6 protein-coding genes are annotated in these 14,922 nt (G+C 65.0%); all 6 read left to right on the top strand.

The features are described 5' to 3' along the window. Positions 1–104 precede the first annotated feature (104 nt). The 6 genes from F7R02_RS04285 (at position 105) to F7R02_RS04260 (ending at position 14,863) form a co-directional block, all read left to right on the top strand. Positions 105–1,790, top strand: a complete 1,686-nt coding sequence (locus F7R02_RS04285) for an alpha-L-fucosidase (protein WP_078590238.1) — start codon at positions 105–107, stop codon at positions 1,788–1,790. Positions 1,791–1,793: 3 nt separating this feature from the next. Next, on the top strand, positions 1,794–2,861 hold the full coding sequence (locus F7R02_RS04280) for a glycosyl hydrolase family 18 protein (protein WP_017155577.1): 1,068 nt from the start codon (positions 1,794–1,796) through the stop codon (positions 2,859–2,861). 257 nt (positions 2,862–3,118) lie between these two features. Continuing rightward, positions 3,119–5,569: a family 20 glycosylhydrolase gene (locus tag F7R02_RS04275; protein ID WP_167520962.1), complete on the top strand. Its 2,451-nt coding sequence runs from the start codon at positions 3,119–3,121 to the stop codon at positions 5,567–5,569. 21 nt (positions 5,570–5,590) lie between these two features. Further along, positions 5,591–8,281 carry a beta-mannosidase gene (locus F7R02_RS04270; protein ID WP_139371013.1) on the top strand — a complete coding sequence of 897 codons (2,691 nt, stop codon included), beginning with the start codon at positions 5,591–5,593 and terminating at the stop codon, positions 8,279–8,281. Between the two features lie 286 nt (positions 8,282–8,567). Further along, positions 8,568–11,228, top strand: coding sequence for a glycoside hydrolase family 3 C-terminal domain-containing protein (locus F7R02_RS04265; RefSeq protein ID WP_078590236.1), 2,661 nt, complete (start codon positions 8,568–8,570; stop codon positions 11,226–11,228). A 746-nt stretch (positions 11,229–11,974) separates the two neighbouring features. Next, on the top strand, positions 11,975–14,863 hold the full coding sequence (locus F7R02_RS04260; protein ID WP_235857431.1) for a TonB-dependent receptor: 2,889 nt from the start codon (positions 11,975–11,977) through the stop codon (positions 14,861–14,863). Positions 14,864–14,922: the final 59 nt, after the last annotated feature.

Below are 14,922 nucleotides of genomic sequence, written 5' to 3'. Positions count from 1 at the left end.
GGCCACGCCCTTCGCCGCCGAGGGGGCGTGGCCAGGCCCGCTTTCGCCATCTACGCGCGGCCGCAGCATGACCGACGCGTTTCGCTTACAGGAGTGCAGTTCCCATGACGACCGATAGCCGCCAGTTCGCGGCTCCATCCCGCCGCCACGCCGGAGCTGCACCCAGGAGCCGAATGCTCGCGTTCGCTCTGTTGCTCGCGCTGCCCGCGCTGCACGTCAACGCGGCGCAATCGCCGACCGCCCCTACCGCCACCACGCTCAGCCCCGAGGCGATCGACCAGCAGTGGCTCGATGCCACCGCTGCCTATGCGCCCGAACGCGAACGTCTGGTGCGCGAAGCCGAAGCCGGCGCACGCAAGGGCCCGTTCCGTCCCGACTGGGCCGCACTGAAGGCCTATCAATCGCCGGCGTGGTACGACAACGCCAAGTTCGGCATCTTCATCCACTGGGGCGTGTTCTCGGTGCCGGCGTTCGGCAGCGAGTGGTATTCGCGCAACATGTATCTGCAAGGCTCCAAGGAATTTGCCCATCACGTGGCGACCTACGGGCCGCAGGCGAGTTCCGGCTACAAGGATCTGATTCCCAAGTTCACCGCGCCCAAGTTCGACCCGACTGGCTGGGCCAAGCTGTTCCGGCAATCCGGCGCGCGCTATGTAGTGCCGGTGGCCGAGCACCACGACGGTTTTGCGCTGTACGATTCCAAATTGTCCGACTGGACCGCAATGAAGATGGGGCCCAAGCGCGACCTGCTGGGCGAGTTGTCCAAGGCCATCCGCGCACAGGGGCTGCATTTCGGGCTGTCATCGCACCGCGCCGAACACAACTGGTTCTTCGATGGCGGGCGCACCTTCGATTCGGACGTCAACGATCCGCGTTACGCCGCGCTGTATGGTCCGGCGCAGGTGCGCCTGCCGGGCAAGGACGATGCCGATGTGGCCAACGACTGGACACCGGTCTCGCAGGCCTGGCTGGACGATTGGCTGGCGCGCACCACCGAGTTGATCGACACCTATCAACCGGACCTGATCTATTTCGATTGGTGGATTGCCCACCCCACCTTCCGCCGCAGCCTGCCGACGATGCTGGCGTATTACTACAACCAGGGCGCGGCGCGTACCGAAGCAGACCGCGGCGTGGTGGTGAACTACAAGCTGGGCGCCTTCCCCGAAGGTGCAGGCACGCTGGATATCGAGCGCGGCCAGCTCACCGGCATCCACCCCACGCATTGGCAGACCGACACCTCGGTAAGCAACGCCTCGTGGGGCTATATCGAAAACGACACCTACAAGTCGCCCACCTTCATCATCCACATGCTGGCCGACGTGGTGGCCAAGAACGGCAACCTGATGCTCAACATCGGCCCGCGCGCCGATGGTTCGATTCCGGAGACCGAGCGCGGCATCCTGCTGGCGATCGGCAAGTGGCTCAAGACCAACGGCGGCGCGATCTACGACAGCAAGCCGTGGCGCGTGTATGGCGAAGGCCCCACCGAAGTGGTGGGCGGCACTTTCCAGGACATCAAGACCAAGCCGTACACGGCCGAGGATTTCCGCTTCACTGCGCGCGATGGCGCGCTGTATGCGATCGAACTCGGCTGGCCCAGCAACGGCGAGGCGGTGATCCGCTCGCTCAAGGCCGCCGACGGCGTGCACGCGGTGACCTTGCTGGCAAACGGCAAGAAGATCCCGTTCGAACAACGGGCCGACGGCCTGCATCTGCGCCTGCCGGCCAAGCCGGTTGGCGAAAGTGCCTATGTGTTCCGCATCGACCTCTCCTCCCCCACTCCCTGACGGATGTTGTCTTTCATGAGCAAGCGATTGACCTGGATGTTGCTCGCGCTGGCATTTGCCTGCGCCCCGGCCTTGGCCAAAAACCCCACGGCGTTGTTCTATCTGATGAACACGCAGAAATCGACCAACTCGTTCATTGCCAACGTCGACAAGATCGATGTGGTGGTGCCCACCTGGTACGGCGTGGACCAGAACGGCCTGGTCAACGGCACCCCCAACATGTACCTGTACGACATCGCCAAGCAGCACAAGCTGCGGGTGATGCCGATCCTGTCGATGACGACCGGTCGCGAAGGCTTCCACAAGCTGATGCATGACGAAGCCGCCAAGAAGCGCATGATCGAATCGCTGCTCATCCACGGCAAGCAGCACAAGTACTACGGCTTCCAGTTCGATTTCGAAAACATCGCCTGGACCGACCGCGACGCCTACACGCTGATGGTCAAGCAGACCGCAGATGCGCTGCACAAGGCCGGTTTCAAGATGTCGGTCGCCGTGGTGCCGAATGCACCGGGTTATGCCGAAGGCGGCCAGTTCTCCAAGTGGATGTGGGAATACTGGCGCGGTGCGTACGACCTCAAGGCGCTGGGCCAGGCGGTGGATCTGGTCAGCCTGATGACCTACGACCAGCACACGCGCTGGACCACGCCGGGCCCGGTCGATGGCATGGTGTGGATGAAGAAGCACCTGGATTACGCCATCACCCAGGTGCCGAAGGACAAGCTATCGCTGGGCATCGCCACCTACGGCTACCGCTGGTACACCGGCAACCCGGTGAAGGAAGACGGCACCGAGGCATCGAACATTTCCGCAACGTATATCGATGCAGACGAGTCATTCCCGCTGGCGCAGGAACAGAACGCCACCGTGCAGTGGGATCCGGTCGAGCAGGAATCGTGGTTCTACTTCTATCGCGACGACATGCGCGAGTGGGTGTTCCGCCCGGACGCGCGCAGCTTCAAGGCACGTTACGAGCTGACCAAGCAATACGGCCTGGAAGGCTTCAGCTGCTGGGTGCTGGGCGCCGAAGACCCGAAGGTGTGGGACGAGCTACCGACCGCGCAGCGCTAAGCGCAGCCGACGCTACGATGGCACAGTGATCAGGCGGGCGCGGCTGGTGCAAGGAATCGGACTGCGTGGCTGCATTCCGATTCCAGCGTTGCCCGCGCCCGTTTTGCAGCGACCGACGCCCCTGACGTGATCGCATGACCACGCGGTGCCCACGCTGCGCAGCGGGACCAAGCGTGCGCCAGTCACTGCGTCTTCCGACACGGCTTTGCTACTGTGCGTGGCTGCCGTGTACCGCCGCCATACCGGGATGTGATTGCATGACGTCGAACTCCGCACCCACCGCACGCCTGACAGCCGTCGCGCCGTTCTCCTCGCGCCTGCTTGCGCTTGCGTTCGCAGCAGTGTCGCTGGCCGGCTGCGGTCAACGTGCGCCAGGCACCTCGCCGGCCGCTGCCACCGCGGGCGCACCTGCTGCCGCAACCGCAGACACTGCGGGTACCCCGTTGCCACTGATTCCCGCAGCAGTCGAGGTCAAACGCGGTAGCGGCAGCTTCACGGTGGGCGCCGGCACGGTGATCTCGATCGTACCCGGCGATGCCGATGCACGCCGCAGTGCCGAACATCTGGCCGATTTGCTGCAACGCACACGCGGGCTGCGGTTGGAAGTGCGCGCCGAAACCAGCGCATCGCCGGGCAGCATCCGCCTGGAGCGCAGCGCGCAGGCGCCGGTAGCGCACAAGGAAGGCTACAGCCTGGAGGCCGACGCCAGGGGCGTGCGCATCGCCGCGCGCGATGGCGCCGGCTTGTTGTACGGCGCAATCAGCGCCTGGCAATTGATGACACCGGATGCACGCAAGGGCGAGGTCCAGCTGCCGGCGGTGGCGATTCGCGACTGGCCGCGTTTCAGCTGGCGCGGCCAGCACCTGGATGTGGCCCGGCATTTCCATGACGTGGACACGGTCAAGCATGTGCTCGATACGATGGCCCTGCACAAGCTCAACGTGCTGCATTGGCATCTCACCGATGACCAGGGCTGGCGCATCGAGATCAAGCGCTATCCCAAGCTCACCGAGGTAGGCGCATGGCGCACACCGCCCGGCGCCGGCCAGCACGGCACGCCGCAGCGTTATGGCGGCTTCTACATCCAGGAACAGATCAGCGAGATCGTCGCCTATGCGGCGCGCCTGCATATCACGGTGCTGCCGGAACTGGACATGCCCGGCCATGCACAGGCAGCCGTTGCCGCCTACCCCGAAGAAGTGGGCGTACCCGGCGCACGCACGCAGGTGGGCGTGGACTGGGGCGTCAACCTGTATCTGTTCAACACCAGCGAACGTAGCCTGACCTTCATCACCAACGTGCTGGACGAAGTGCTGACCTTGTTCCCATCGACCTACATCCACATCGGTGGCGATGAGGCGGTGAAGGATCAATGGGAAGCCTCGCCGGCGGTGCGCGCGCAGATGCGCAAGCTCGGGGTCAAGGACGCGCATGCGATGCAGGGCTGGTTCAACGAACAGCTGGCGGCCTACCTCACCCAGCACGGCCGGCGCATGATCGGCTGGGATGAAATTCTGGAAGGCGGCGTGCCGGCCAGTGCGTCGGTGATGTCGTGGCGCGGCATCGAAGGCGCGGTGACTGCAGCACAGCAAGGCCACGATGTGGTGCTGGCGCCGGGCGACTGGCTGTATCTGGACAACCTGCAGACCACCCGCAGCGACGAACCGAACGGTCGCCTCACGGTGTTGCCGCTGTCGAAGGTCTACGCATTCGACCCGGTGCCGGCCGAGCTCAGCGCCGAACAGGCCAGGCATGTACTGGGCGCACAAGGCGCGTTGTGGTCCGAATACATCCCCTCGCAGTGGCATGTGGATCACGCCTTGTCCCCACGTTTATCTGCAATAGCGGAAGTGACCTGGTCGCCGCCGGCAGCGCGCAACTGGAACAGCTTTCTGGCCCGCATGCCGGCGCAGCTGCAGCGCTACAAGGCGCTGGGCATCGATTACAGCGACGGCGCCTTCGCTGCCGATATCGCGCTGGAAGGCGGACCCAATCCGGTGCTCGCCGGCGGGCCGGCCAAGGTGACACTGAGCACGCAAGCCGGCGCGGGCACGCTGCACTACACCATCGACGGCAGCGAGCCCACGCCGGCATCGCCGCGCTACAGCGCGCCGTTGACGATTCGCTTGCCGACCACGGTCAAGGCCACGGCGTTCGATGCGAACGGCACGCCGCTGGCGGCCACGCGCAGCCGTACCTTCGATCGCGCCAGTTTGTTGCGGGTGGATACGCAGGGACTGCAGCACTGCGTCGAAACCGGCGCGCTCGGCTTGCGGCTGCCGCTGCTGCCGGAGATGACCGGCGCCGACACGCCGGTGTACAACGTCGACCTGTTCCATGCCTGCCGCCTGTATCCGCAGGCACGGCTGGACGGTATCGGCGCAATCCGCATCGACGCCGCACGCCTGCCCAACAACTTCGGCCTGGCGCACGAGCAATCCAAGGTCGTGCAATACCCGGCCAAAACCCGCGGCGGTGAGCTGGAAGTGCGTCTGGGCTGCGACGGCGATCTGATCGCCAGCGTGCAGCTGCCGCGCAGCGACACCCTGGGCGAGCAATTCACCCTGGAAACCGCACTGCCTGCACGCACCGGCGTCCACGATCTGTGCCTGCGCTTCACCGCGCCGATTCGCGGCCCCCTGTACGCCATCGGCGCCGTTCAATTGATTGAAACCACTGCGCAGGCGCCCCCCGCCGCCACGCGCTGAGCCACCCTAGGAGAGTCACGCATGCCCCTGTCCCGTCATCGTGTTGTTCCCACCCCCGCCCGTCTCGGGCTTGCCCTGGCCTTGGCCATCTCGCAGGCCTGGGCAGCGCCGCCCACGGCGGTGACGCTGGATGGCGGCTGGCGGGTGCGGCTGGTGCCGGGTCAGGAGCAGGGCAAGACGTATCCGAAAGCAGCGGCGTGGCTGCCGGCGCAGGTGCCCGGTGCGGTGCAGACCGACCTGATCGCCGCCAAGATCGTGCCCGACCCGTTCTATCGCGACAACGAAGGCAAGATCCAGTGGGCCGGCCTGAGCGATTGGCAATACCAGACCCGCTTCACTGTCGATGCGGCCACGCTCAAGCGCGAACATGTCGAGTTGGTGTTCGACGGCCTGGACACATTTGCCGAGGTCACCCTCAATGGCAAGCAGCTGCTCAGCGCCGACAACATGTTCCGGCAGTGGCGCGTGGACGCGAAATCCTTGCTCAAGCGCGGCGATAACCTGCTGGAGGTCAAGCTGTATTCGCCGATCAAGAAAATCCAGCCGTGGCTGGCCAAGCAGCCGTATGCGCTGCCGGGTGCCTACGATTCGGCGTTCGGGGACGAGCCGGAGGCACGGCACAGCTCGACCTATGTGCGCAAGGCGCCGTACAACTTCGGTTGGGACTGGGGTCCGCGCATGGTCAACGCCGGCATCTGGAAGGATGTGCGCGTGGAAGCGTGGGATGCCGTGCGGGTGGACGGGCTGCATATCGCCCAGCAACGGGTGGATGCGCACAGTGCGCAAGTGCAGGCGCAATTGGACCTGCAGGCCGGCCGCAGCGGCCCGGTGCAGGTGACGCTGGATGTACTGGGCCCGGATGGGCAAAAAGTCGGCCAGTTCACCCAGGACGCGGTGGTCGATCCCGGCCAGAACCGCGTCGACCTGGCGGCGCGCATCGCCAATCCCAAGCGCTGGTTTCCGGCCGGTTACGGCGCGCAGGACCGCTACACCTTCGTCGCTAGCGTGCGCGATGCCGATGGCGACAGCCAGCAGATCAAGCGCGTCACCGGCCTGCGTTCGGTGGAGCTGCGTCGCGAAAAAGACCGGTTCGGCAAGAGCATGGAGATCGTGATCAACGGCATCCCGATCTTCGCCAAGGGGGCCAACCTGATTCCGCTGGATGCCTTCCCCGCACGTGTCACGCACGAGCGCATGCGCAGCACCTTGCAGGACGCGCGCGATGCCAACATGAACATGCTGCGCATGTGGGGCGGCGGGCATTACCAGGACGACTATTTTTACGACGTCGCCGACGAGCTTGGCATCATGATCTGGCAGGACTTCATGTTCGGCGGCGCGGTACCGCCATACGACGTGGAGTTCCGCGAGAACACCCGGCAGGAGGCGATCGAGCAGGTCAAGCGGCTGCGCGATCACCCCAGTATCGTGTTGTGGTGCGGCAACAACGAAGTGCAGACCGGTTGGGAAAACTGGGGCGACCGGGTCAAGTTCAAGCAGTCGGTGGACCCGGAAGAACGCACCCGCATCGAACGCGGCATGACCACCTTGTTCGGCACCGTGTTCCGCGAAGTGGTGGCCACCTACGACAGCGATGTGCCGTACTGGGCCACCTCGCCCGGCACCGATTTCGATGGCGCGGCCGACCAGACCAACGATGGCGACATGCATTACTGGAAGGTGTGGGGCGGCCCTGCCCTGCCGGTCACCGAATACCTCAACGTCACCCCGCGCTTCATGTCCGAGTACGGCCTGCAGTCGTTCCCCGATATGCGCACCGTGCGTGCATTTGCCGAGCCCGGCGACATGGACCCGGAATCGCCGGTGATGCGCGTGCATCAGAAGTTCGACAAGGGCAACGGCAACAAGCGGCTGATGCTCTACATCCGCCGCGAATTCGGCGAGCCCAAGGATTTCGAAAGCTTCGTCTACCTGAGCCAGCTGATGCAGGCCGAAGGCATCAACATCGCGGCCTCTCATCTGCGCGCCTCGCGCCCGCAGTCGATGGGTTCGCTGTACTGGCAGCTCAACGATGTGTGGCAGGGTGCGTCGTGGTCCAGCGTGGATTACTACGGCCGCTGGAAGGCGCTGCACTACCATGCACGCCGCTTCTACGCGCCGGAAATGATCGCCGCGTTGCGCAACGACAAGGGCCAGACCGAGGTGTCGCTGGTGTCCGACCGCACCACCCCGCTGGCGGCACGCTGGCGCATGCGGGTGATGGGCATGGATGGCAAGGTGCTGAGCAAGCGCGAGGAAAAAGCCAGCGTCAACGCGCTGAGCAGCCAACAGGTGGGCAACTTCAGCGACAAGCAATTGCTGGGCAGCGCCGATCCCAAGCGCACCTACGCGGTGTTCGAGCTGCTGGACGGCGACACGTTGCTGTCGCGTGAGGTGGTGTTCTTCGCGCCGGCCAAGCAGCTCGCCTTGCCGGCTGCGAAGATCGACAGCCAGTGGCGTGCCGATGGCGATGGCTACGCACTCACCCTGACCAGCGACACGCTGGCGCGCGAGGTATGGCTGTCGTTCGGCGATGTGGATGCCACGCTCTCGGACAACGCCTTCGACCTGCTGCCGGGCGAGCCGTTGACCGTACGCGTGACCAGCAAGGCGGCGCTGGCGCAATTGCAATCGGCGCTACAGGTGCGCGACCTGGCCGCCACGCTGGCTGGTGCGCCGCCGGAGCCGCAGGAGGCAGCGGCTGCGAAATGAAGAGCGGCGCGGCCCCTCATCCGCCCTTCGGGCACCTTCTCCCGCGGAGCGGGAGAAGGACGCGATTTCCTGCGATGAATGCCTTCCTTCGATCATGCGTACCCTTCTCCTGCTGGCGGGAGGAGGTGCCCCGCAGGGGCGGATGAGGGCCCGCCGCAGGACCAGCACCAGCCTTCACCCATGACGCGCATGACACCGCCGCGCCCCACCCTTCACCTCACCGCAGCCACTGCGGCACTACTAGAACAATGCCCAGCGGCCTTGTCCGCTGCCCAGGAGTGAATCCATGTCGTCCGTGTTTGTATCGCGCCTTGCCATGGCAGTGGGCCTTGGGCTGACGCTGCCCTGCCTCGCCCTTGCTGCCCCCGCCAAACCGGCCGGATCGCCCGAACAGCGCGCCGCCGCGCTGGTCGCGCAGATGAGCCGCGAAGAAAAGGTGGCGCAGGCCATGAACGATGCCCCGGCGATTCCGCGCCTGGGCATCCCCGCCTACGAGTGGTGGAGCGAAGGCCTGCACGGCATCGCGCGCAACGGCTACGCCACGGTGTTTCCGCAGTCGATCGGCCTGGCGGCGAGCTGGAATACCAGCCTGATGCAGCAAGTGGGCACGGTGGTGTCCACCGAAGCGCGCGCCAAGTTCAACCAGGCCGGCGGTCCGGGCAAGGACCATCAGCGCTATGCCGGTCTGACCATCTGGTCGCCCAATATCAACATTTTCCGCGACCCGCGCTGGGGCCGTGGCATGGAAACCTACGGGGAAGATCCGTTTCTCACCGGGCAAATGGCGGTGGGCTTTATCCGCGGCCTGCAGGGCGAGGATCTCAACCACCCACGCACGATCGCCACGCCCAAACACATCGCAGTGCACAGCGGCCCCGAGCCGGGACGGCATGGCTTCGATGTGGATGTGTCGCCGCACGATGTGGAAGCGACCTATACGCCGGCGTTCCGCGCCGCGCTGGTCGAAGGCCAGGCCGGCTCGGTGATGTGTGCCTACAACGCGTTGCACGGCACCCCGGTCTGCGCGGCGGACTGGCTGCTCAACGGCCGCGTGCGCGGCGACTGGGGCTTCAAGGGCTTTGTGGTGTCCGACTGCGATGCAGTCGACGACATGACCCAGTTCCATTATTTCCGCCCCGACAACGCCGGCTCGTCGGCCGCCGCGCTGAAGGCCGGGCACGATCTCAATTGCGGGCATGCCTATCGCGAACTCGGCATGGCGATCGCGCGCGGCGACGTGGACGAAGCCTTGCTCGACCAATCGCTGGTGCGCCTGTTTGCCGCGCGCTATCGCCTGGGCGAGCTGGAGGCCCCGCGCAAGGATCCGTACGCACGGCTCGGTGCGAAGGACGTGGACAACGCGGCGCATCGTGCGTTGGCCTTGCAGGCGGCTGCCGAGTCGATCGTGCTGCTGAAGAACGATGCCAACACGTTGCCGCTCAGAGCCGGCACGCGGCTGGCGGTGATCGGCCCGAATGCGGACGCACTGGCGGCATTGGAGGCCAATTACCAGGGCACTTCGTCCGCGCCCGTGACGCCGTTGCTGGGCCTGCGTCAGCGCTTCGGTGCGCAGCAGGTGAGCTACGCACAAGGCGCACCGTTGGCCGCCGGCGTGCCGGGCATGATCCCGGAAACGGCATTGCGCAGCGATGGCAAGCCGGGACTGCGTGGCGAGTATTTCGACAATGTCGACATGAGCGGTGCTGCGCGCGTGGTGCGGCAGGACCGCACGGTGAGCTTCAACTGGGATCAGGTCGCCCCGGCCAAGGGGGTACCGGCCGACCGTTATGCAGTACGCTGGAGCGGCGAACTGCTGCCGCCCAGCGCTGGCGATTACACCCTGGCGGTGCGCGTGGCGCGTTGCTTCGATTGCAGCGGGCACGACCCGGTACGCCTGTATATCGACGACAAGCTGGTGGTCGCCGGCAACGCCGAAGACAAGCACGTGCCGGCCGGCATGCACAACGCCGACGGCCGCAGCGTGGAAACCGTGCTGCATTTCGACGACACCCGCCCACGCAAGATCCGCCTGGAAATGGAGCATCGCGGCCAGGATCAGGGCGTGCGCCTGGAATGGCTGGCTCCTGCCGCCGCGCAACTGGCCGAAGCCGCGCAGGCCGTGGCACAGGCAGACGCCGTGGTCGCTTTCGTTGGCCTGTCGCCGGATGTGGAAGGCGAAGAGTTGCGGATCGATGTCCCCGGCTTCGACGGCGGCGATCGCAACGACATCGCCCTGTCCGCCCCGCAGCAAACCTTGCTCGAACGGGCAAAGGCGTCGGGCAAACCGCTGGTGGTGGTGCTGATGAGCGGCAGCGCGGTGGCCCTGAACTGGGCCAAGACGCATGCCGATGCGATCGTGGCCGCGTGGTACCCGGGCCAGTCCGGCGGTACCGCGATCGCGCGCATGCTGGCCGGCGACGACAATCCCGGCGGTCGCCTGCCGGTGACCTTCTATCGCTCCACCAAGGACCTGCCGGCCTACGTCAGCTACGACATGAAGGGCCGCACCTACCGCTACTTCAAGGGCGAGCCGCTGTTTCCGTTCGGCTATGGCCTGAGCTACACCCGCTTTGCCTACGACGCGCCGCAGCTGTCCACCACCACGCTGCAAGCCGGCAATCCGTTGCAGGTGACCGCTACCGTGCGCAACACCGGTGCACGTGCCGGCGACGAAGTGGCGCAGGTGTATCTGCGATATCCGGACCGCCCGCAGTCGCCGTTGCGCAGCCTGGTCGGTTTTCAGCGCGTGCATCTTGCAGCGGGCGAGCAACGCACGCTGACCTTCCATCTGGATGCACGCGCCTTGAGCGACGTGGATCGCAGTGGGCAGCGCGCAGTGGAGGCCGGCGACTATACGTTGTTCGTCGGCGGCGGGCAGCCCGGCACCGGCGCCGCTGGCAATGCTGCGTCGTTTTCGATCCAGGGACGCTCGCCGTTGCCCAAGTAATGCCTGTAATCACATGACGCGCAACAGGCGCCGGCTGTTTCAGCCGGCGCCTGTTGCGTTGACGCACGGCAATGCTGCGCCGCACCGGAAATCATCGCCATCGGCGTGCCGCGACGCTGTATTCGTCTTCATTGCGCAGCCGGCACGACGATCTGAGCACACACTTCACACCTGCTTGACAGTCGCAACAGCGCGGTCTATCACTCACCTCAGCCGGCAACACACGTCATTGCGATGCCCGTGGGCTGATCGACAGCAACAGCGTTTCCACGCAGCACGCGCACCGGGAGATGGTTGTATGCAGCATCGTCGTATCGACCAGCGTCTCCGTGTTGCCGCCCTCGCGTTGCCTCGCCCTGCCCACATGCGCGCGCTCGTTGCACTGGTGCAGCCGGCATGACCAAGCACTATAAATTGAGCGCCATGCGATCGCGCTTCAAGTGCATCGCCGGCTATTCCCCGCCCCGCCACTGACGCCTGCAACAGCTGTCCCAGCTGGCAGACGCTTCGACGTGCATCCCATGCGGTAATACGCGCACGCTTTGACGGCGTGCTGCGCGATGCCATGTGTGTGCTCCATCGTGCGAACCGTCTGCCCAAGAGCAAAGGCATTGGAGGGCGTTGCCATCGGCAACGTTGCCCAGCATCTGGCGAGGTGGCACGTGGAAAAGCGTGAACGTTCGAATGGCAAGCAATGGGCCGTGGCAATCCTGACCCTCACCGGCATGGCATCGGCGGCGACGGCAATGGCCGGCACGGTGGAAGGCGACCTGAAGGAAGCCAGCAGCGGCAAGCCGGCAGCGAATGCGAAGGTGCGTATCGCAGGTACCGCCTATAGTGCGGTCGCCGATGCGCGCGGGCATTTCGTCATCCGTGACGTGCCTGCAGGGCAGTACGCGCTGAATCTGGAGTATCCCGGCTTCAGCGCGGCCGAAACCAGCATCCAGGTCGGCGAGACCGGTACTGCGTCGGTGGCGATCGCGCTGGAACAGGTCAAGCAAATGAAGGCGATCAGCGTGGTGAGCAACCGCTACGACGCCAGCGACCTGAAGATCAACGCGGCCAACACGGTCGATGTGCTGTCGGCCAACGACCTGCAACGCACCGCCGTGCACAACGTGGCCGAAGCGCTGGGCCTGATCGCCGGCATCAACATCACCAGCACCGGCTCGGGCTATTTCGGCGGCATCGACGGTGCAGCACGCGGCGAAGGCATGTTTGCCTCGGTGCGCGGGCTACCTTCCGAATACAACGTCAACATGATCGACGGCGTCACCGTGGCGCAGGGCATGCCGTATAGCCGCAGCGTGCAGCTCAGCCTGCTACCGCCGACCGGACTGCAGACCATCGTCGCCAACAAGACCTCCACTGCCGACATGGACGGCGATGCGATCGGCGGCACGTTGGATTTCCGCACCCCCACCGCCTACGACTTCAAGGACACCACCAGCGGCAGCGTCACCGGTAGCGGCCGGGTGGAGAGCCGCGCGCGCGATTACGACGGCGATGGCCTGGGTGGCGGCTTCGGTGGCGAGTTTCAGCACAAATTCGGCGATGCGCAGCAGTTTGGCGTGTATGCCAGCGCGTACTACGACTACCGCACCACCACCAACAGCGAAGTGGCCGCGGCCACCAGCGCGCTCAACGATGGCTCGTGGGAATATTTGAACACCGACGCCAACGGCGGCAACGCCGCCGGCTTCGATCCGCAACACAACCTCACCAGCACCGGCATGAATGTCGGGATTGCCGCAGGCTGGGAGCGCCGCTACGGCGGCAATGCATCGTTTGATTGGCACGTGGACGACACCCTGTCGCTCTACGCGCGCATGACCTACGCCTATGCCAAAACAGATCAGGGCACCACCTTCGTGCAGCTACTGCCGCAGGATGTGCGCTACGTGCCAACCGGCACGCCTGGCGTGTATACGCCCAACATCGGCCGCATCGCCTCGCGTTTCTGGTACGAAACCAACCCGGAAATCGCCGATCTGGCCACCTTTCAGATCGGCGCAAAAAAGACCGTGGGCGGCTGGACCTTCATGCCCAACGTGTTCTACAGCTTCGGCGACAACGACCGCCCCGACCATGTCGAGATCGATGGACGCGAAGACAAGTTCACCCAGGACAACTACGCCTATTCCGGTAATACCCTGGTGGCCTATGGCGGCGGTGCATTTCCATACCCGCAGCTCACTCCGGCGCTGCAGGCGCAGGTCAACAACATCCCCTCACTCTATGCTGGCAGCTATGGCGAGCTGACCAAGATCTACTCCGGCCAGAAGAAAGGCGGCGCACGCGATACCCGCTACGACTTCGAAGAGGACGGCGCACTGCGCTCGGTGCAGTTTGGCGTCAAGTACAGCAAGAGCCGTCGCCGCTACACCAACCGCGACTGGTATACCGGCGGCGTGGATGGCACCACCACGCTGGGCGAGCTGGGTATCTTCACCGGCACCTATGCATCGATCTTCCCGGGTAAATACGACTGGAACACCCCGCGCGTGAGCGAAGCCGCGGTGGCCGGTGTGATTACGCAACATCTCACCGACGACGATCTGGACACCTGCGGCAACGCGTTCTACGTCAACAACTTCAACTGCAACACCATGCGCGGCACCGAGGCGGTCGGTGCCGCCTACGCCAGCGCCACCTTCACCATGGGCAACCTGGACATCGTGCCCGGCGTGCGCTTGGAACACACCGCGATCAACAACACCTTCTGGGTGAGCCCGACGGACGCCGACGGCAACGACATTACCGGCTACTTCGACCATAACCACACCTCCTATAACGAGCCCTTGCCCAGTGTGTTCCTGACCTGGCGACCGGATCTGCGCACGGCGTATCGCGCCTCGCTGTGGACCAGCTACACCCGGCCGGCCTTCGTGCAGCTGGGCGGCGGCAGCCAGATCGACATCTCCAATGGCGTCACCACCATCACTCAGGGCAACCCGGACCTGAAGCCGATCGAATCGACCAACCTGGACCTGTCCGGCGAATGGTCCACGCAGCACGGCCGCTTTTTTTCGCTGGCCGGCTTCTACAAGCAACTGCGCAACTACATCTACGATGCCGGCTCGGCGCAGGCCAATGGCAGCACCACCGGTAGCGGCACGGTGCTGTACCACATGCCCACCAATGGCGGCGACGGCAAGATCTACGGCGTTGAAATCAGCGCCCGGCAAAAATTCCAGGACCTGCCCGCCCCGTTCGATGGCCTGGGCGTGAGCGCCAACGCCACCCGCCAGCACGCGCGTGCGGACCTGGGCCTGGACGGTTTCGAGAACGAGCACATGCAGTCGGCGCCGGCGGCAATGGCCAACCTGGAAGTGTTCTACGAACACAACGGGTTCTCGCTGAACCTGAGCTACCACTTCAGCAGTTCGTACCTGCTGGGCTACGACTTCCTGCACGAAGGCGCGCCGTGGAACGACCTGTGGGCACGCCCCACCCGACGTGTGGATCTGCACACCGGCTACCGCTTCGACAATGGCGTGAGCATGGATCTGTCGATCTCCAACCTGACCAAGGAATACAGCTATTGGGCGCATGTAGGCCGCCGCAATCTGGCGATCTCCGACATCGTCGATGCCGGAAGCACGGCGCTGTTCACTGTCAAGTACGCGTTCTAGCAGTGGGCCGCGCTGCGCCGCAGACCTGGCGGCGCGGCATGGCGCACCGCAATGCGATC

This window comes from Xanthomonas cissicola (assembly GCF_008801575.1).
In the GTDB taxonomy this organism is placed as follows: Bacteria; Pseudomonadota; Gammaproteobacteria; order Xanthomonadales; family Xanthomonadaceae; genus Xanthomonas; species Xanthomonas cissicola.
This window is presented reverse-complemented; position numbering and strand designations above follow the sequence as displayed.